The organism is Fuscovulum blasticum DSM 2131, from assembly GCF_003034965.1.
In the GTDB taxonomy this organism is placed as follows: Bacteria; Pseudomonadota; Alphaproteobacteria; order Rhodobacterales; family Rhodobacteraceae; genus Pseudogemmobacter; species Pseudogemmobacter blasticus.
The window spans coordinates 75,993-94,077 of the sequence record NZ_PZKE01000011.1 but is presented as its reverse complement, the minus strand read 5'-3'; the positions used below and the strand labels follow the sequence as shown (position 1 = coordinate 94,077).

At 66.4% G+C, this 18,085-nt stretch carries 19 protein-coding genes; 9 read left to right on the top strand and 10 right to left on the bottom strand.

All coding sequences use genetic code 11. The features are described 5' to 3' along the window. Window positions 1–23: 23 nt before the first annotated feature. The 3 genes from C5F44_RS12375 to gyrA all read right to left on the bottom strand — a co-directional run bounded on the left by C5F44_RS12375 (window position 24) and on the right by gyrA (window position 3,935). Complete coding sequence (locus tag C5F44_RS12375; RefSeq protein ID WP_146161946.1) at window positions 24–767, bottom strand: hypothetical protein; 744 nt, start codon at window positions 765–767, stop codon at window positions 24–26. A gap of 137 nt (window positions 768–904) precedes the next feature. Beyond that, on the bottom strand, window positions 905–1,225 hold the full coding sequence (locus C5F44_RS12370) for a hypothetical protein (RefSeq protein ID WP_146161945.1): 321 nt from the start codon (window positions 1,223–1,225) through the stop codon (window positions 905–907). Further along, complete coding sequence (gyrA, locus tag C5F44_RS12365; RefSeq protein ID WP_107673844.1) at window positions 1,212–3,935, bottom strand: DNA gyrase subunit A; 2,724 nt, start codon at window positions 3,933–3,935, stop codon at window positions 1,212–1,214. The genes C5F44_RS12370 and gyrA overlap by 14 nt, the downstream gene beginning before the upstream one ends. A gap of 193 nt (window positions 3,936–4,128) precedes the next feature. Here gyrA and C5F44_RS12360 point away from each other — a divergent pair, with 193 nt between their 5' ends. The 6 genes from C5F44_RS12360 (at window position 4,129) to C5F44_RS12335 (ending at window position 9,857) form a co-directional block, all read left to right on the top strand. Continuing rightward, the gene (locus C5F44_RS12360; RefSeq protein ID WP_107673843.1) at window positions 4,129–4,398 is read left to right on the top strand and encodes an usg protein; all 270 of its coding nucleotides are present in this window, start codon (window positions 4,129–4,131) and stop codon (window positions 4,396–4,398) included. Between the two features lie 85 nt (window positions 4,399–4,483). Continuing rightward, complete coding sequence (locus C5F44_RS12355; protein ID WP_107673842.1) at window positions 4,484–5,527, top strand: lysine-2,3-aminomutase-like protein; 1,044 nt, start codon at window positions 4,484–4,486, stop codon at window positions 5,525–5,527. A gap of 308 nt (window positions 5,528–5,835) precedes the next feature. After that, window positions 5,836–7,803 (top strand): heme lyase CcmF/NrfE family subunit, encoded by a 1,968-nt coding sequence (locus C5F44_RS12350; RefSeq protein ID WP_107673841.1) that lies wholly within the window; start codon window positions 5,836–5,838, stop codon window positions 7,801–7,803. Continuing rightward, the gene (locus C5F44_RS12345; protein WP_107673840.1) at window positions 7,800–8,249 is read left to right on the top strand and encodes a cytochrome c-type biogenesis protein; all 450 of its coding nucleotides are present in this window, start codon (window positions 7,800–7,802) and stop codon (window positions 8,247–8,249) included. Before C5F44_RS12350 ends, C5F44_RS12345 begins: the two co-directional genes overlap by 4 nt. A gap of 70 nt (window positions 8,250–8,319) precedes the next feature. Beyond that, window positions 8,320–9,096: an enoyl-CoA hydratase-related protein gene (locus tag C5F44_RS12340; protein WP_107673839.1), complete on the top strand. Its 777-nt coding sequence runs from the start codon at window positions 8,320–8,322 to the stop codon at window positions 9,094–9,096. A 68-nt stretch (window positions 9,097–9,164) separates the two neighbouring features. Further along, window positions 9,165–9,857 carry a hypothetical protein gene (locus C5F44_RS12335; protein WP_146161944.1) on the top strand — a complete coding sequence of 231 codons (693 nt, stop codon included), beginning with the start codon at window positions 9,165–9,167 and terminating at the stop codon, window positions 9,855–9,857. On the opposite strand, the gene C5F44_RS12330 is transcribed toward C5F44_RS12335, so the two are convergent. From C5F44_RS12330 to copM, 3 genes are all read right to left on the bottom strand, one after another. Further along, window positions 9,854–10,555: an exopolysaccharide biosynthesis protein gene (locus C5F44_RS12330; RefSeq protein WP_235822624.1), complete on the bottom strand. Its 702-nt coding sequence runs from the start codon at window positions 10,553–10,555 to the stop codon at window positions 9,854–9,856. The two genes, C5F44_RS12335 and C5F44_RS12330, sit on opposite strands and share 4 nt — an antisense overlap. Beyond that, the gene (locus C5F44_RS12325; protein WP_107673836.1) at window positions 10,552–11,424 is read right to left on the bottom strand and encodes a DMT family transporter; all 873 of its coding nucleotides are present in this window, start codon (window positions 11,422–11,424) and stop codon (window positions 10,552–10,554) included. Before C5F44_RS12325 ends, C5F44_RS12330 begins: the two co-directional genes overlap by 4 nt. Window positions 11,425–11,493: 69 nt before the next feature. Beyond that, complete coding sequence (copM, locus tag C5F44_RS12320) at window positions 11,494–11,859, bottom strand: CopM family metallochaperone (protein WP_107673835.1); 366 nt, start codon at window positions 11,857–11,859, stop codon at window positions 11,494–11,496. 191 nt (window positions 11,860–12,050) lie between these two features. On the opposite strand from copM, the gene C5F44_RS12315 reads away from it, so the two are divergent. Beyond that, window positions 12,051–12,842 carry a gamma-glutamyl-gamma-aminobutyrate hydrolase family protein gene (locus C5F44_RS12315; protein ID WP_107673834.1) on the top strand — a complete coding sequence of 264 codons (792 nt, stop codon included), beginning with the start codon at window positions 12,051–12,053 and terminating at the stop codon, window positions 12,840–12,842. Between the two features lie 30 nt (window positions 12,843–12,872). On the opposite strand, the gene C5F44_RS12310 is transcribed toward C5F44_RS12315, so the two are convergent. Further along, window positions 12,873–13,232: a DUF1304 domain-containing protein gene (locus tag C5F44_RS12310; RefSeq protein WP_107673833.1), complete on the bottom strand. Its 360-nt coding sequence runs from the start codon at window positions 13,230–13,232 to the stop codon at window positions 12,873–12,875. Between the two features lie 66 nt (window positions 13,233–13,298). Between C5F44_RS12310 and C5F44_RS12305 the strand changes: the two genes are divergently transcribed. After that, complete coding sequence (locus C5F44_RS12305) at window positions 13,299–13,985, top strand: D-lyxose/D-mannose family sugar isomerase (RefSeq protein WP_107673832.1); 687 nt, start codon at window positions 13,299–13,301, stop codon at window positions 13,983–13,985. Window positions 13,986–14,063: 78 nt separating this feature from the next. On the opposite strand, the gene C5F44_RS12300 is transcribed toward C5F44_RS12305, so the two are convergent. From C5F44_RS12300 to kynU, 3 genes are all read right to left on the bottom strand, one after another. Next, window positions 14,064–15,002 carry a L,D-transpeptidase gene (locus C5F44_RS12300; RefSeq protein WP_181318261.1) on the bottom strand — a complete coding sequence of 313 codons (939 nt, stop codon included), beginning with the start codon at window positions 15,000–15,002 and terminating at the stop codon, window positions 14,064–14,066. A 210-nt stretch (window positions 15,003–15,212) separates the two neighbouring features. Next, window positions 15,213–16,052, bottom strand: coding sequence for a tryptophan 2,3-dioxygenase (kynA, locus tag C5F44_RS12295; protein WP_107673830.1), 840 nt, complete (start codon window positions 16,050–16,052; stop codon window positions 15,213–15,215). Between the two features lie 161 nt (window positions 16,053–16,213). Next, window positions 16,214–17,410, bottom strand: a complete 1,197-nt coding sequence (gene kynU / locus C5F44_RS12290; protein WP_107673829.1) for a kynureninase — start codon at window positions 17,408–17,410, stop codon at window positions 16,214–16,216. Window positions 17,411–17,556: 146 nt separating this feature from the next. On the opposite strand from kynU, the gene C5F44_RS12285 reads away from it, so the two are divergent. Further along, on the top strand, window positions 17,557–18,033 hold the full coding sequence (locus C5F44_RS12285) for a methyltransferase family protein (RefSeq protein ID WP_107673828.1): 477 nt from the start codon (window positions 17,557–17,559) through the stop codon (window positions 18,031–18,033). Window positions 18,034–18,085: the final 52 nt, after the last annotated feature.

The following is an 18,085-nucleotide window of genomic DNA, read 5'->3' as shown; positions in this document are numbered from 1 at the left end:
GAAGAGCGTGGCCATGGGAAGGCTCAGAACAGGCCGCGCCGGATCAGCACATCCACCGGCTGCGGCGTGTCGAAGGCGCGGTCGGCGACCGGGTCGTCGCTGCCCGAACCGCCGAAGGTCCAGCGCAGGCCCAGTTCGACGCGGGTGTCCGACGGGGCGCCGTCGCGGCCCGAAAGCCCGTCCGTCACCACGGCCAAGGACAGGCTGGCGCCATTGCCGATCCGGTAGCGCAGGCCAAGGGCCAGTTCGTGCGCGACGGCGCGGAAGGTGGTTTCGTCGAATTCGGCCAGCATCGCCGAACCATAGATTTGCAGGCGGTCGGACAGATCGTGCGACAGGCTGGCAGAGACGGTCAGGTAATCCAGATCACTGTCCGACAGGCCAAGCCCGGCCCGGCCTTGCACAACGGTGCGGTCCGACAGCGCCAGCATCCCGGCGACGCCACCCTGCACCACGGTGAATTCCTCACCGTCCAGATCGGCCACGCCCAGAAAGAAGCCGTATTTGCGGCCGGGTGCGGGGGCAAGGTAAAGGTGGGCGTCCACGGTCAGCCAGGCGCCCGGCGGGCGGTCGGCATAGCCAAGGCCGAATTGCAGGCCATGTGCGTCCGAAATCTTCCAGTCACCCGCCAGCGTGAGGGATTTCTGATGGTCCGAATTCAGCCCGACCGAGACTTCGCCCCAGGTCAGGCCAAGGCTGTCGGACAGGGCGGGCAGGGGCGCGGACAGGGCAAGCGAAAGAAAGGCGGCAAGCAACGGGCGAGACATGGGGCACCGGGGGCTGAACCGGGGGGCACCTTCTGATCGCCATGGCCGGAATGGGTGGTCGGGGGCTTCGCCGTCCGCCGGGCGCGCGCCCGGTGCCGCCTCTATGCCGGCTGCGGGTGATTCACGAAAGAAAAACCTTAACAGTCGGTTAACGGCGGTGCGGCCCAAAGGGCGGCCCGTTCCGCCATGGCAAAGGCCGCCTCATCCTGACCGGGGGCGAAGCGGCCCAAGGCCGCGGCCTTGAGGAAGAACCCCGCCGCCGGCAACCCGCGCGACAGGCGGCCTTCGCACAGCACTGCCCGGAACGGGCGGCCAAGGGCGGCATCCTGCTCCATCAGATCTTCAAGGGCTGCGGTCAGTTCGCCCATCCGCAGCCCCAGATCGCGGGCCAAGGCGCCGTAGGTCAGGGTTTGCCCCTCCGCCGCCAGGGCGGCAAGGCGCAACTCAAGCCTCTTCATCACCCTGTTCGGCCACGCGGGCGACCGAGACCACCTCTTCCTCGCCCTTGGTGTTCAGCACCTTGACGCCACCGGCGCTGCGCGAGCGGAAGCTGATCTGATCCACCGGCACCCGGATCGACTGGCCGGAAGACGTGGCCAGCATGATCTGGTCGGTGATCTCGACCGGGAACGAGGCCACCAGCGGGCCGCCCCGCATGGCGCCGTCCATCGCCTTGACGCCCATGCCGCCCCGGCCCCGCACCGGATAGTCGTGGCTGGACGACAGCTTGCCCGCGCCCATGGCGGTGATGGTCAGGATCAGGTCTTCGGCCGCCGACATTTCGGCATAACGCTCGGTCGAAAGCTGGCCGGCAGCGACGGTCTCTTCCTCGTCATCCGTGTCCCCCTCATCCTCGGTCACGCCGGCCATCAGGCGGCGCTGCTTCAGATAGGCTTCCCGTTCTTCCGGCGTGGCCTCGAAGTGGCGGATGATCGACATGCTGACCACGCGGTCGCCCGCCGCCAGCCGGATGCCGCGCACGCCTGTGGAACCACGCGACTTGAACACCCGGATCTCGGTGGTCGAGAAGCGGATGGCGCGGCCGCCGGCGGTCACCAGCATCACGTCATCATTTTCGTCCGCGATGGCGGCATTCACCAGCGACACGCCTTCGGGCAGGTTCATCGCGATCTTGCCGTTCCGCTTCACATTGGTGAAATCGGACAGGTCGTTCTGGCGCACGTCGCCATCGCTGGTGGCAAAGACGATCTGCAGGCTGGCCCAGTCTTCCTCGGGCACGTCCACCGGCATCAGCGCGGCGATGGAAACCCCTGTCTCGATGGGCAGGATGTTGACCATGGCCTTGCCCTTGGCGGTGCGGCCCGCCAGCGGCAGGCGCCAGGTCTTAAGCTTGTAGACCATGCCGTCGGTGGTGAAGAACAGCAGCCAGGTGTGCGTGTTGGCGACGAAGAGGGTGGTCACCACATCGTCTTCCTTGGTCTGCATCGAGGCCAGACCCTTGCCGCCGCGGTTCTGGCTGCGGAATTCGGCCAGCGGTGTGCGCTTGATGTAGCCGCCCGAGGTGATGGTCACGACCATATCCTCGCGCTCAATCAGGTCTTCGTCGTCCAGATCGCCTTCCCAGTCGACGATCTCGGTCCGGCGCGGCACGGCGAACATCTGCTTCACTTCCAGCAACTCGTCCGAGATGATGCCCATGATCCGGTCGCGCGACGACAGGATGTCGAGATAATCCTTGATCCGCGCCGCCAGCTCTTCCAGCTCGTCGGTGACTTCCTTCACCCCCATCGCGGTCAGCCGCTGCAGGCGCAGTTCCAGAATCGCACGGGCCTGCGCTTCGGACAGGTTGTAGGTGCCGTCCTCGTTGATCGGATGCGTCGGATCGTCGATCAGCCGGATATAGGCCACAATGTCATGCGCGGGCCAGCGGCGCGTCATCAGCCGGTCCCGCGCTTCCGCCGGGTCGGCCGAGGCGCGGATGGTGGCAACCACCTCGTCCACGTTCGACACGGCAACGGCCAGACCGCACAGGATATGGCTGCGTTCGCGCGCCTTGCGCAGTTCAAACGCCGTGCGCCGGGCCACCACCTCTTCGCGGAAGGTAATGAAATGGCTCAGGAAGTCGCGCAGGGTCAGGGTTTCCGGGCGCCCGCCATTCAGGGCCAGCATGTTGCAGCCGAACGAGACCTGCATCGGCGTGAAGCGGAACAACTGGTTCAGTACAACGTCCGGCGTGGCATCGCGTTTCAGTTCGATGACCACGCGCACACCGATGCGGTCGCTTTCGTCGGCCACGCCCGAGATGCCTTCGATCCGCTTGTCGCGCACCAGTTCGGCAATCTTCTCGATCATGGCGGCCTTGTTCACCTGATAGGGAACCTCATCCACCACGATGGCCCAGCGGTCCTTGCGGATTTCCTCGACATGGGTCTTGGCGCGGATGATCACGCTGCCGCGGCCTTCAAGATAGGCCTTGCGCGCGCCGGACCGGCCCAGGATCAGCGCCCCGGTGGGAAAGTCGGGGGCGGGCACGATGTCCATCAGCGCTTCCATGCTGATGTCGGGGTTCTGGATCATCGCCAGCGTGGCGTCGATCACCTCGCCCAGATTGTGCGGCGGGATGTTGGTCGCCATGCCGACGGCGATGCCGCCGGCGCCGTTGACCAGCATGTTGGGAAAGCGGGCGGGAAGGACGGTGGGTTCCTTGTCCTTGCCGTCATAGTTGTCCTGGAAATCGACGGTGTCCTTGTCGATGTCTGTCAGAAGGAAGGCGGCGGGCTTGTCCATCCGCACTTCAGTATAGCGCATCGCCGCGGCGGTATCGCCGTCCATACTGCCGAAGTTGCCCTGACCATCCAGCAATTTCAGCGACATGCTGAAAGGCTGCGCCATGCGGACCAGCGCGTCATAGATCGCGCTGTCGCCATGGGGGTGGTATTTCCCCATCGTGTCGCCCACCGGGCGGGCCGACTTGCGATAGGGCTTGTCGTGGGTGTTGCCGGTCTCGCTCATGGCAAACAGGATGCGGCGGTGAACTGGCTTCAGCCCGTCGCGCAGGTCGGGAATGGCGCGGCTGACGATCACGCTCATCGCGTAATCAAGATAGGCCGTGCGCATCTCTTGCGCGATGTCGATTTGCGGTCCGTGATAGGTGGGCCGTTCGGGCGTTTCGCCCTGGTTTTCGCTGTTCTCGGGGATATCCGACACGTTCTGCCTTGCCTGCCCCTTGGGGGCCCAGATTTTGTTGGCTGCAAGTTACACCATACCGCAGATGGGGTGCAATGGTGGCGGGCGCGGACTGGCAGCAGCCTTTCGCATTGAGTGACAATTCATTGAAATTATTGCATAAAAATATGAATCTGGCAGGATGGCCCAGAGGTGCAGAAAGGAGGCCGCGACGATGCAGGCAAGCGAGACCGAACTGATGCTGAAGGGCTACGGGCTGACGACCGCCGAAATCTACTATCGGATGCCGGATTATAGAAGCGTTATTAATACCTTCGTCTGGCAGGCCTATGATCTGGCGCCGGATTATCCCGAACTGTTCCGATTCATCGAGTTCTGGCAGCAAAGTCTGGACGGGCCGCTTCATTCGGTGCGCTTCACGCACCGCAAGCTGATCTCGCCGGGCGACTGGCGGCATGTGGTGAAAGAGTTCCGGTTGCACTGACAGGCCGCTTTCCGCGCGTCCTTCCGGTGGCTTCGGCAAAGCTGTGCTTGCGGCGCAGGTGGGGCGGCGATAGAGCGCCCGCGTCATGACCGAAACCTTCCGCCCCGATGCCTTGCCGCGCGCCCTGACCGGCGTGGATGACCTGATCCGCGAGGGTCTGGCCGATCCGGCAGACGGCCCGCAGCTTGAGGCGGTGGCGGCCGAGTTCCGCATCCGCATCCCCCCGGCGCTGCCGCGCGACAGTGCGGGGGTGCGCGCGCAGGTGGTGCCCTCGGTGGCCGAACTGATGATCCGCCCCGAAGAACTGGCCGATCCGATCGGCGACGATGCCCATCGCCCGGTGCCGGGCCTGACCCACCGCTACCCCGACCGCGCCATCCTGCACGCCACCCAGACCTGCGAGGTCTATTGCCGCTTCTGTTTCCGCCGCGAGACGGTGGGAGATACCGGCAGCCTGTCCGAAGACGGTTTCGCGCAGGTGCTGGACTATCTTCGCGCCACCCCTGCGGTGCGCGAGGTGATCTTTACCGGGGGCGACCCGCTGGTGCTGTCACCGCGCCGGCTGGGGGCAATGCTGACGGCGCTGGAAGATATCCCCTCGGTCGAACTGGTGCGGTTCCACACCCGTATTCCCGTGGTCGCCCCCGAAAAGGTAACGCCGGCCCTGGCCGAGGTGCTGGACCGCCGGTTGCCGGTCTGGGTGGTGATCCACACCAACCACCCCGACGAGATCACGCCCGCCGCAGCGGCCGCCTTCCGCCGGCTGACCCGCGCCGGGCTGCCGCTTCTGTCGCAGACCGTGCTGCTGCGCGGGGTGAATGCCGATGCCGGCACGCTGGAATCCCTGTTCCGCAAGCTGATCGCGCATCGGGTGAAGCCCTATTATTTGCACCATCCAGATCTGGCCAAGGGCACCGGCCATTTCCGCCTGCCGCTGGCCGAGGGGCAGGCGATCATGGCCGCCTTGCGGGGCCGGCTGACCGGCATCGCGCAGCCGCTTTATGTGCTGGACCTGCCCGGCGGCCACGGCAAGGTGCCGGTGGGACCGGGCTATCTGCAACCGGACGGGCAGGGCGGCTGGATCGTGACCGACCCGCAGGGCAACCGGCACAGCTATCGCGACCGCTGAAAAGGCGCCTCCGGCGGGGGTATTTGAGCCAAGTGGAAGATGTCTTGCCCTTCCAGTTGGCGAAAATACCCCGGGGGTCCGGGGGCGGCGCCCCCGGCCACGGACGGGGTCATTTCGACCGGGTTGGCTGGTCGAACACGTTTTTCCTCCAGGCATGATCTTTCGCACGGTCGGCGCGGCGGGCCAGCCGTTTGCGGTCTGCCGCTGCAAAAGGCATCTGGCAGATGCACAATGGCGCGACCCATTCGCGCAGCCCATGGCATCCGCCATCGCTGCCCGGTAGGATACCGCGCGAAGGAGACCGCCAGATGATCGTCGAGCTAGGCCATTTTGCCCTGATCCTTGCCCTGATGGTGGCGGTCTTGCAGACCGTCGTGCCGCTGTGGGGCGCGCAGCAGCGCAACCCGGCGCTGATGGCGCTGGCGGCCCCCGCCGCGGTGACGCAGCTTGCGCTGGTTGCCTTTGCCTTCGGGGTTCTGACCTGGGCCTTTGTCGTGTCGGATTTCTCGTTGGCGGTGGTGACGGCCAACAGCCACACGCTGAAGCCGATGCTCTACAAGGTCAGCGGCGTCTGGGGCAATCATGAGGGGTCGCTTCTGCTCTGGGTGCTGATCCTGGCGCTGTTCGGGGCGGCGGTGGCGTGGTTCGGGGCCAATCTGCCGGCCACGCTGCGCGCGCGGGTGATTGCGGTGCAGGGGTCCATCGGGGTGGCGTTTCTGGCCTTCCTGATCTTCACCTCCAACCCGTTCTGGCGGCTGGCCGAGCCTCCGTTGAACGGGCAGGACCTGAACCCGCTGTTGCAAGACCCCGGTCTCGCCTTCCATCCGCCGTTCCTTTACCTGGGCTATGTCGGCCTTTCGATGGCGTTTTCCTTTGCCGTCGCCGCCCTGATCGAGGGCCGGGTTGATGCCGCCTGGGCGCGTTGGGTCCGGCCCTGGACGCTGAGCGCCTGGGTCTTCCTGACCATCGGCATCGCCCTTGGGTCCTGGTGGGCCTATTACGAACTGGGCTGGGGCGGGTTCTGGTTCTGGGATCCGGTCGAGAACGCCAGTTTCATGCCCTGGCTGCTGGCGGTGGCGCTACTTCATTCCGCCATCGTGGTGGAAAAGCGGGAATCGCTGAAAAGCTGGACCATCCTGCTGTCGATCCTTGCCTTCGGCTTCTCGCTGATCGGCACCTTCATCGTGCGCTCGGGCGTCATCACATCGGTCCATTCCTTCGCCAGCGATCCGGCGCGGGGTGTGTTCATCCTGGCGATCCTTGCCTTCTTCACCGGCGGTGCGCTGCTGCTTTTTGCGCTGCGGGCCGGGGTGATGGAGGCGAAGGGGCTGTTCGGGCTGGTCAGCCGCGAAAGCGCCCTGGTGGCGAACAACATCCTTCTGGCGGTGTCGGCCTTTGTGGTCTTCATCGGCACGATCTGGCCGCTTCTGGCCGAGGTTGTGATCGGGCGCACCGTTTCCGTGGGCGAGCCGTTCTTCAACGCGGCCTTCACGCCCTTCATCGTGGTGCTGGCGGTGATCCTGCCGGCGGGGGCAATGCTGGCGTGGAAGCGCGGCAATCTGGGCCGGGCGCTGGCGGGTCTTGGGCCGGTGCTGGTGCTGACCGTTGCCTTGGGTGGGCTGGCCTTCGCGATGCAGACCGGACGGTCGGCGCTTGGGCCGGTGGGCGTGGCGCTTGCGGCCTGGGTGGTGCTGGGGGCTGCGCTTGACCTGTGGAGCCGCACCGGCCGCGGCGGAAACCGGCTGGGCAGGCTGTTCCGCCTGCCAAGGGCAGACTGGGGCAAGGCCACCGCCCACGCCGGCCTGGGCATCGTGATCTTCGCTGTGGCCGCGCTTCATTCCTGGAAGGTCGAGGTTATCCGCGTGGCCCAACTGGGCGAAACCTTCCCCCTTGGCGCCTATGAGATCACGCTCAAGGATGTGCGTCAGGTTCCGGGGCCGAACTATACCTCGACCATGGCTGAGATGGTGGTGACCAAGGCCGGCGCGGCGGTGGCGACGCTTTATCCCGAAAAGCGGGTCTATCCGGTGCAGGCGATGCCCACGACCGAGGCCGCGATCCATCAGGGCGCCTTCCGCGATCTTTATCTGGTGATCGGCGATCCCCAACCGGCCGGTGGCTGGGCGGTGCGCGGCTATATCGAGCCTTTCGCAAGCTGGCTGTGGACCGGCTGCGCGCTGATGGCGCTTGGCGGGTTGCTCAGCCTGACCGATCGCCGCTATCGCGTGGCGGCCGGGGCGGCCAAGACCCGGCTGGCCGGAGTGCCCGCCGAATGACCGCCCTCCGCGCTGCCCTTCTGGCCCTGCTGCTGGCCGCCACGCCCGCGCTTGCGGTGCAGCCCGACGAGATGCTGGCCGATCCCGTGCTTGAGGCGCGGGCGCGCGACATCAGCCGGCAGATCCGCTGCCCGGTCTGTCAGGGCGAATCCATCGACGATTCCAACGCCGCCATCAGCCGCGACCTGCGCATCATCATCCGCGAGCGGCTGACCGCCGGGGACAGCGACGAACAGGTGATCGACTTTCTGGTCGACCGCTATGGCGAATTCGTGCTGTTCAACCCGCGCGTTAGCGGATCGAACCTGATCCTGTGGCTGGCCGGACCCGCGATGCTGCTGGTGGCCGGCGGCATTGCCTTTGCCACCTTTCGCCGCAAACCCACGCCCGAGGATGGCCTTTCCGCCGATGAACAGGCGCGGCTGGAGGAAATCCTGAAGAAGTGACGCCGCGTTCCCCTTTGCGGGCCGGCGCGCGCCACGCCATCCTGCCCGCAAGTTGTGGGAGGGGCATCGAATGGCGTGGGAAACGATCCGGGTAACCGAAGCTGGCGGCGTGACGACCATCGCGCTGAACCGGCCCGAGGTGATGAACGCACTGTCCTCGCTTCTGCGCCGCGAACTGGCCGAGGCGCTGCGGCAGGCGCAGACCTCGGCGCGCTGCATCGTGCTGACGGGCACCGGACGGGCCTTCTGCTCGGGGCAGGATCTGCAAGATGCGCAATCCATCGCGGCGGTCGATTTCGAGGGCATCCTCAACAATGAATATGTGCCGCTGCTGCGGCTGATCACCGAATGTCCGGTGCCGGTGATTGCGGCGGTCAACGGGGCGGCGGCCGGGGCAGGGGCCAATCTGGCGCTGGCCTGCGACGTGGTGATCGCCACCGAAAGCGCCAGCTTCATCCAGGCCTTCACCCGGATCGGTCTGATCCCCGATGCCGGCGGCACGCATTGGTTGCCGCGCCAGATCGGGCTGGCCCGCGCCATGGGGGCGGCCCTTTTTGCCGAAAAGATCAGTGCCCGGCAGGCCGCCGATTGGGGCATGATCTGGGAAGCGGTGCCCGATGCCGAATTCGAGGCGGTGGTGACGGCGCGGGCGGCGCATCTGGCCAATGGCCCGACCGTGGCCTATCGCGCGCTGAAACAGGCGCTTCGGACCAGCTTTGATCTTGACCTTGGTGGCGCGCTGGCGCTGGAGGCACGGTTGCAGGGCGAATGTGGCCGCAGCGCCGATTTCCGCGAAGGCGTCATGGCGTTTCTGGAAAAGCGCGCGCCCCGGTTTCGCGGCGGCTGAACCGGCACCTTCCGGCGCGGGCGCGGCTGCGGCATAGTCCGGTCGCTGTGACCGCCCCGGAGCGCCCGATGACCGACACCGATCGCGACGATGTTCTGCGCGCCTATTACCGGATGCGCCGCACCCTGGGTTGGCTGGGGCTGGCGCTGCCGCTGGTGTTGATCGTGGGCGGTCTGGCCAGCCAGCACAGTATCGAGCCGTCGATTTCCGACTATTACCACACGCTGATGCGTGACGCCTTCGTAGGCGTTCTGACGGCAATCGGGCTGTTCCTGATCGCCTATCCGGGCCATTCGCGGGGCAGGGGCGAACATGTCTCGGATGACCTGATGACAACGGTGGCCGGCATCGCCGCCTTCGGCGTGGCCTATTTCCCGAACGAGGTGCGGACCAATGCCAATCTGCTGGGCTCGATCACCCAGCAGGCTTTTGGCTACAAGATTGCGGCGCTGGCGCATTATGCCAGTGCCATCGTCTTTCTCTGCGCCCTGGCGGCGGTCTGCCTGCGCAAGTTCGCCCGCACCGCCCGCCCGCTGCGCCGGCGCATCTACCGGGCCTGCGGCTGGACGATCCTGATCATGGCGGGCGCGGTCATCGTCGCGTCATGGTTTCGCATCCGCGGGCCGGAGGGGCCGCAGAAACTGGTCAGCGACGGGATGCTGATCCTGTGGTTCGAGGCCATCGCCATCTGGGCCTTCGCGGTGGCCTGGCTGGTCAAGGGCCGGGTCGAGGAGCGGCTGATGCGGCGCAGGCGCGGCTAGAAGGCGTTGGCCAGCACGAAAAGCGCCGACTTGAGCAGCGCGTAGCCAAGGCCCGCGACATAGATCAGCGCGCCGGTCGCGGCGGCAAGGCCGATCATGATCCACACGCCGTCCCGTTCCAGAACGCCAAGGCCGATCAGACAGATCGCCACCGAGGGCGCCATGTTCGCAAAGGGAATCGGCAGCGCCAGCGCGATGGACAGGATCAGGCAGACCCCGCCGATCAGCCGCTGCGATACCGGCCAGGCCAGCATCTGAAGCCGCGCCTTCAACAGGCGCTCTGCCCGTTCCAGCCACGGGGTCAGCCGGGTGACCATGCCCGCGAAAGTGCTGCGCGGCATCGAGCGGCGGGCGATGACCTGCGGCAGCCAGGGGGAAATGCCCAGCATCATCTGGGTGGACAGGAAGATCAGCGGCAGGCCAAGGATGCCCGCCAGCCCCGGCGGCGAGGGCAGGATGTTCGGAAAGGCAAAGATCAGCAGCAGCGCCCCGAAGGCGCGGGCCCGCATGGTTTCCAGCATGTCGGCAATGGCCACGCGGTCGCGGCTTTCATCCTCGGCCAGGGTGGACAGGATTTCGCTCAGGCGCGGCGGCCGGGGGCGCGGTGCGGGCGGCGGGGGGCCGGGATGATGCGCCGACCAGTCGGCGTCGGGCACCACGGGTTGCGCCCCGGCCGCAGGAGGGGTGTCCTCTGTCACGGGCGGGCCGTGGCCTGACGCTCGCGCCAGGAAATATACACCGCCGAAGCAATCAGCATGGTCACACCTGCAAAGGTCCATCTGTCGGGCCAGTCGCCGAAATACCACCAGCCCAGGATGGTGGCCATCACGATTTCGGTGAAGGCCAGCGGCGCCAGCAGCGACGCCTCGGCATGAACATAGGCGCGGGTGATCAGCAGGTGGCCCAGCGTGGCGATCAGGCCGATGCCGATCAGCATCAGCCATTGCGGCACGGTTGGCGCCTGCCAGACCAGCGGCAGAAGCGCGGTCAGCAGGGCCGACCCGATGATATTGGTCTGGAAGGTCAGCACCGAGGCCTCGGCCCGGGCCGCCATGGCGCGGGTCATCACGAAATAGCTGCCAAGCGCAAACCCCGCTGCAAGCGCCAGCAGCGTGCCGGGGTTCATCTCGACAAGGCCGGGGCGGATGATCACCAGCGTGCCCAGGAACCCGAAGGCGACAGCGGCCCAGCGTCGGGGGCCGACCGTTTCGCGCAAGACCAGGGCGGAAAGGGCCGTGATCACCAGCGGGTTGACGAAGAAGATCGCCAGCGCATCCGCAATGGGAAGGAATTTCAGGGCTTCGAAGAAGCAGAAGGTCGCGCTGAACAGCAAAAGCGCGCGGCCAAGGTGTTGAAAAGGGTTTTCAGGTCGCAAGGCCGCGGGACCGGCCGCCCGCAGCGCGAAGGGCAGCGTGACCAGAGATCCGAAGACGGCACGCGCCCAGACCACCAGAACGATGGGCAGGCCGGCCTGTCCAAGGAACTTGGCCAGCACGTCGATGAAGGGCAGGATCGCCATGGCCAGAAGCATGAGGCCGATGCCGATCAGGGGGCGTGGTTCTGTCATGCGGCCGGACCCTAGGGGCAAAAGCCCCGGTCCGGCCGTCTGGAAACGACAGATCGCCGGTTGCGGCGATTATTGGCCGTGGCGGGCCAGCCAGTCCTGCATCCAGGCGATTTCCTGTTCCTGGGCTGCAATGATGCCCTCGGCCAGCTTGCGGACCTCGGGGTCTTTGCCGTGTTCCAGCACGATGCGCGCCATGTCGATGGCGCCCTGATGGTGGGGGATCATCCCACGGATGAAATCGACATCGGCATCGCCGGTGAAGGCGATGGCCATGTCGCCGTGCATCTTCGCATTGGCCTCCATAAAGGCAAGGGTCGAGGCGCTTTCGGCGCCGGTCATCATGTGGCCGGTATGGTCCATGGTGCCTTCGGCCAGCAGGGGCAGGCCGGTCAGGGCAAACGTGGCGGCGGTGATCAGGGCAAGGCGGCGGAACATCGGGTATCTCCTGCGCGGTGGGACGGCCTTTCTTCTCGCAGGTTCCTGCGGCTGGAAGGAAAGTCACGTCCGGGTGAGCGGACACCAAAGGTGCAGGAGGAGAGAGCGACTGTGCGCGGCTTTGCACTTCACCGGGGTCCATACCGGGGCTAGTGTTGCATCCACATTGCGTGTTTTCGGATGTCGTGCCCATGGCCAAGCCCAATTCTCGCCGTCCTGTCGTTGGCATCATCGGCAACGCCCATGCGTTGAACGATCAGTATGAGGTGCACGCCGTTGGCCGGATGAATTCCGAGGCGGTGGCCGATGTGGCCGGCTGCCTGCCTCTGATCATTCCGTCTGACCCCCGGCTGGTATCGGTCGAGGATCTGCTGGACCTGTGCGACGGCTTTCTGCTGACGGGCGGGCGGCCCAATGTTCACCCCAGTGCCTGGGGCGAAGAAGAGACGCCGGCGCATGGCGCCTTTGACCGGGGGCGCGATGCGATCACGCTGCCGCTGGTGCGGGCCTGCGTGGACCGGGGCCAGCCCTTCATCGGCATCTGCCGCGGCTTTCAGGAAGTGAACGTCGCCATGGGCGGTTCGCTGCACCCCGAGATCCGCGATCTGCCGGGGCGGATGAATCACCGGATGCCGCCCGATGGTTCGCTTGAGGAAAAATTCGCCCTGCGCCATGCGGTGCGTTTCACGCCGGGGGGCGTGTTCCACCGGCTGATGGGCGCGGAAGAGGTGATGACCAACACGCTGCACGGCCAAGGCATCGCGCGGCCCGGTGCGCGCATCGTGATCGACGGCGTGGCCCCGGACGGCACGCCCGAGGCGATCTATGTCCGCGACGCGCCCGGCTTTACCCTGTCGGTGCAATGGCACCCGGAATGGCAGGCGGGGGAAGACCCGGTGTCGCGCCCGCTGTTCCACGCCTTTGGCGCGGCCTGCGCCGATTGGGCCGCGGGCCGGCGCCCGGTGGTGACAGGCGTCGCCTGACCGATTTGCCCTGTCGCGGACTTTGGCGCGCTAGATCTTCAGCAATAGCGCCAGCAGGGCCAGTGCGGCGGGCACCGCCTGCACGAACAGGATGCGGCGCGAGACCGTGGCGGCCCCGTAAAGCCCGGCAGAAATTACGCAAAGCAGGGTGAAGACGGCCATCTGCCAACCTGCGGCCTGCAATCCCGCGACGCTGGCCCAGATCAGCCCGGCAGCAAGGAACCCGTTGTAAAGCCCCTGATTGGCCGCAAGCACTTTTGAGGTTTCGGCGAATTCGGCCGTGGTCCCGAACACCCGCCGCCCCTTGGGGGTGGTCCACAGCACCATTTCCAGAACCACGATGTAAAGGTGGATCGCCGCCACCACCCCGACCAACACTTGCGCAATCATGACTGTCCCCTGCTTGCCGCGCCCCTTGCCGCCGGTATAGTTAGCGCCAACATCGGGAGGGGTGCAATGAAACGCTCACGCATCAACGACATCATGGCGGCTGCGGACGAAATGATCCGCCATCACGGCTTTGCGCTGCCGCCGTTTGCCTATTGGTCGCCGGATGAATTCAAGGCCCGCGCGGCCTCGGCCAGCCGGGTTATCGGTGCGCGCTGCGGCTGGGACATCACGGATTACGGCGAAGGCCGGTTCGATGAGATGGGGCTGTTCCTGTTCACCCTGCGCAACGGCAGCCTGTCAGACCTGCAGCGGGGCGGCGGCATGTGTTATGCCGAAAAGCTGCTGATCAGCCGGCAGGACCAGCTTTCGCCGATGCACAGCCATATCCTGAAGGCCGAGGACATCATCAACCGTGGCGGCGCGACGCTGGTGGTCGAACTTTATGGCAGCGACGATCAGGGCCGCTTTGCCGAGGATCGCGGCGGGCTGGTGCGGTGCGACGGCATCGACCGGCCCTATGGCCCGGGCGACAAGCTGAAACTGGCGCCGGGGGAAAGCGTCACGCTGATGCCGGGCGACTGGCACGCCTTCTGGGGCGAGGGCGGTGATGTCCTGATCGGCGAGGTTTCGACCGTGAACGACGACCTGACCGACAACATCTTCCGCGAACCCATCGGTCGCTTTGCCGAGATCGAGGAAGACGTGGGGCCGACGCATCTGCTGGTCAGCGACTACGACCGCTGGCTGGGCTGACCACCAGGCAGTTGCCGTCCATGAAAAGGGCCGCCCCGATGGGCGGCCCTTTGTCATTCGCGATATGTGGCGCGCGGATCAGCCCTGCGGGCACTTGCCATCAACCAGCGGCACCGGGCAGGTCGCCGGCATCACGGTGTCTTCGGCCGGTGCTGCGGCCGGGGCAGTTGCCGCCGGGGCCGGCACGGTAGTGGCGGCCGGTGCGGCCGGGGCTGGGGTTGTGGCCGGGGCCACCGCGGGCGTGGCGGCAGCCGGCCCGGTCACGATGGACGGCGGCGGCAGGACCGACAGCGCAGGCACCACGGCCGGGGCGGCGGCCTTCGGCTGCGCCGGGGCTGCGGCCTTCTTAACCGCCGGGGGCTTCGGAATCGACAGACCCTTGGGCATTTCGCCCGAAGCGGTCAGCACGATCACCTTTTCGCCGCCGGTGACACGCTCATACAGGTCCATCACATCCTGGTTGATCATGCGGATGCAGCCCGACGAAGCGTTGCGGCCGATCGACTGCCATTCCGGCGTGCCGTGGATGCGGTAGCCGTAATCGACGCCGCCCGAGGTCAGATAGATGGCGCGGGCGCCCAGCGGGTTGGTCGGGCCGCCCGGCTGGCCTTTTTCCCATTTCGACAGTTCCGGCTTGCGGGCGATCATTTCCTTGGGCGGGGTCCAGGTCGGCCAGGGGCGCTTGTTGGCAACAATCGCCTCACCCGACCATTGGAAGCCGGCCTTGCCCACGGCGATGCCGTAGCGGATCGCCTTGTTCTTGCCGGTGACGTAATACAGAACCTTGTGGGCCGGGTCGATGATGATGGTCCCGGGCGCCTGATCGGTGGTGTAATCCACCACCTGGCGGCGATAGGGTTCGGGGATCTTCTCGACGGGCAGGGCAGGAACCGTGAACTGGCCATCGGATTTGGCCACATAGACGTTTTCCGTGACCACAGGTGCCGCAGCAGGCGCCGCGCCCGGAACCGTAGTCTCGACGCAGGCGCTGAGAAGACCTGCGGACAGAACCGCCATGGCAGAAAGTTTCAAAAGGGCGGAAAAACTGGTCGCGCGCATCGTTTGGCTCATTCTTTTCACGTTCCGGAAACACATGTTTCCGGCCACAATTTCCCGGACCCTAAAGGAAGCCCGCCGCTGCGTCAAACCGCGCTTGGGGGCCGGCGATGACAGGATTGTGAGAATCCTGCGTTTTCGCCGGCCCTTTGCCGCGCCCGGAGCCCCGGTTCAAAGCGTGGTGCGCAGCGCCCAGAGTTCGGGGAAAAGCTGGATGTCAAGCATCCGGCGCAGATAGGCCACGCCCGAGGTGCCGCCGGTGCCGCGCTTGAAGCCGATCACCCGTTCGACCGTTGTCAGGTGATTGAAGCGCCAGCGGCGGAAGTAGTCCTCGAAATCCACCAGCTTTTCGGCAAGCTCATAGGCCGCCCAGTGTTTCTGCGGATCGCGGTAGACGATTTCCCACGCGGCCAGAACGCCGGCGTCATGGACCCAGGGCGCCCGCAGATCGCGGGTCAGCACGGCTTCGGGCACGGGCAGGCCATGGCGGGCCAGATGCCGCAGCGCCTCGTCATACAGGCTGGGGCGGGCAAGTTCGGCCTCAAGCCGGGCGGTCAGGTCGGGACGGTGGGCATGGGGTTTCAGCATGGCAAGGTTGCGGTTGCCGACGGCATATTCGATCAGCCGGTATTGCCAGGACTGGAACCCCGAAGACTGGCCAAGCCCGGCCCGGAAGGTGGAATAGTCGCTGGGGGTCATGGTCCGCAGCACATCCCAGGCGCTGTTGAGCTGCTCGAAGATGCGAGCGATCCGCGCCAGCATCTTGAACGCCTCATGCGGAGTATCGGCCGCGATCTTGCGGCGCGCGGCGTCCAGCTCGTGCAGGGCCAGACGCATCCACAGTTCCGAGGTCTGGTGCTGGATGATGAACAGCATCTCGTCATGCGCGGGCGTCAGCATCGCCTGCGCATCAAGGATCTGGTCGATGCGAAGATAGTCGCCATAGGACATGCGGCCATCGAAGGCCATCTGGGCGCCATCCTCGGCGGGGTTGAAGGGGCAGGTGGTCATGCGTTTTCTCCTGGTGACGTAAGATCGGATCAGGGAAGGAAACGCAGCCTCCGGCAGGACAGGATCGACAGGTTGCCCAGACGCCGCCACAGCGCGACCCAGCCCGCGGGGCGGCACAGGGGCAGGCGCGGTGTTGCGGCGGCAAGCATGGCTCTCGGTCCTCAGGTCACGCGGGCGCGGGCCTTGAACTGCGGCTGGTCCCACGACCCGGTGGTCATGATGCGGGCCAGGATCGCCGCGGCGCGGTCGATGTCGCCTTCGTCGATGTACAGCGGCGTGATGCCGAAGCGCAGGATGTCGGGCGCGCGGAAGTCGCCGATCACCCCTTCGGCGATCAGCGCCTGCATGATGGCATAACCTTCGGCGTGGCGGAAGCTGACCTGGCTGCCGCGCTGACCATGATCCCGCGGCGTGGCCAGCGTCAGCATCGGGCAGGCGGTCTCGACCGCGGCGATGAAACGGTCCTGCAGGGCCAGCGCGCGGGCGCGCAGGTCGTCCAGATCGACACCGTTCCACACATCCAGCGCGGCATCCAGCGCGGCCAGTTGCAGGATCGGCGGCGTGCCGACCCGCATCCGCTCGATCCCGGCGCCGGGGCGGTAGTCCAGATCGAAGGCAAAGGGCGCCTCATGCCCCAGCCAGCCGGACAGGGCGGGGCGGGCGGCGTCCTGATGGCGCGGCGCCAGATAGATGAAGGCCGGGCCGCCGGGGCCCGAGTTCAGGTATTTGTAGGTGCATCCCACCGCGAAATCGGCCCCGTCGCGCGCCAGATGCACCGGGAAGGCCCCGGCGGAATGGGCCAGATCCCAGACCAGCAGCGCGCCATGCGCATGGGCCTTGGCGGCCAGCCGGGCCATGTCGTGGCGGCGGCCGGTGCGATAGTCGACCTCGGTGACCATGACCACGCCGACACTGCCGTCGATGGCGTCTTCCACCGCCTCGGGCGCCACGGTCTTCAGCACGTGGCCGTCGCCCAGCGTGCGGACAAGGCCGTCCGCGATGTACAGGTCGGACGGGAAGTTGCCGGTATCGGACAGGATCACCCGCCGGCCCGGCACCAGTTCCAGCGCCGACGCCAGCGCCTGGTAGACCTTGATCGAGAGCGTGTCGCCCATGACGACGCTGCCCGGTTCGGCCCCCACCAGACGGGCGATCCGGTTGCCCACGCGGGCGGGCATGTCCATCCAGCCGGCGGTGTTCCAGCCGCGGATCAGCATCTGGCCCCATTCATCGGCCACGGTGGTCTGCAACCGTTCGGCCACGCCGCGGGGCAATGGCCCCAACGAGTTACCGTCAAGGTAGATTACCCCTTCGGGCAGCAGGAACTGGCGTTTGGTGGCGGCGAAATCTGTGGTCATGGGGCGCTCCTCTTGGCCCTGTCATGCCTTACTGCGGCGGATTCCTCCAGCCCCGCCGTTCCGGGATGCGTCCTTGAGGCCGCTTGCGTTCCGGTCATGCCCTGCGCCAGTGTCGGCTGTCGCGGGGTTTGCAGCAGGAGCAGGGCATGAAGGCGCTGGATTGGCCGCCGGTGTGGACGATGGCGGCGGTAGCCTTGGCCTGGGGTCTGGGCCGCCTCTGGCCCTGGGATTTCCTGTCGCCGGTCGGTCCGGCCCTGGGGATGCTGCTGGCGCTGGCCGGCGTTGCGCTGATGGCGGTGGCGGGGGCGCAGATGGCCCTGGCCCGGACCACGGTGATTCCGCGCCAGATGCCATCGGTTCTGGTGACCGGCGGGGTTTTCGCCTGGTCGCGCAACCCGATCTATCTGGGCGATCTGATGGTGGTCGCGGGCGCTTGCCTTGGCTTCAATGCGCCTTGGGCGTTGCCCCTGCTGGCAGGATTCGTCTGGATCATCGAAACCCGCTTCATTCTTGATGAAGAGGCGCGGCTGCGCGCCCGCTTTGGCGCCGGTTTCGACACATGGGCGGCCGGCACTGCGCGCTGGATGACCGGGGTTCCCTTTGGTAACGGCCTGCGGCGATGAGACATTCGGTCAATCCGCAATTCGGGATTGAAAGAAAGTTGCGCAGCACGTA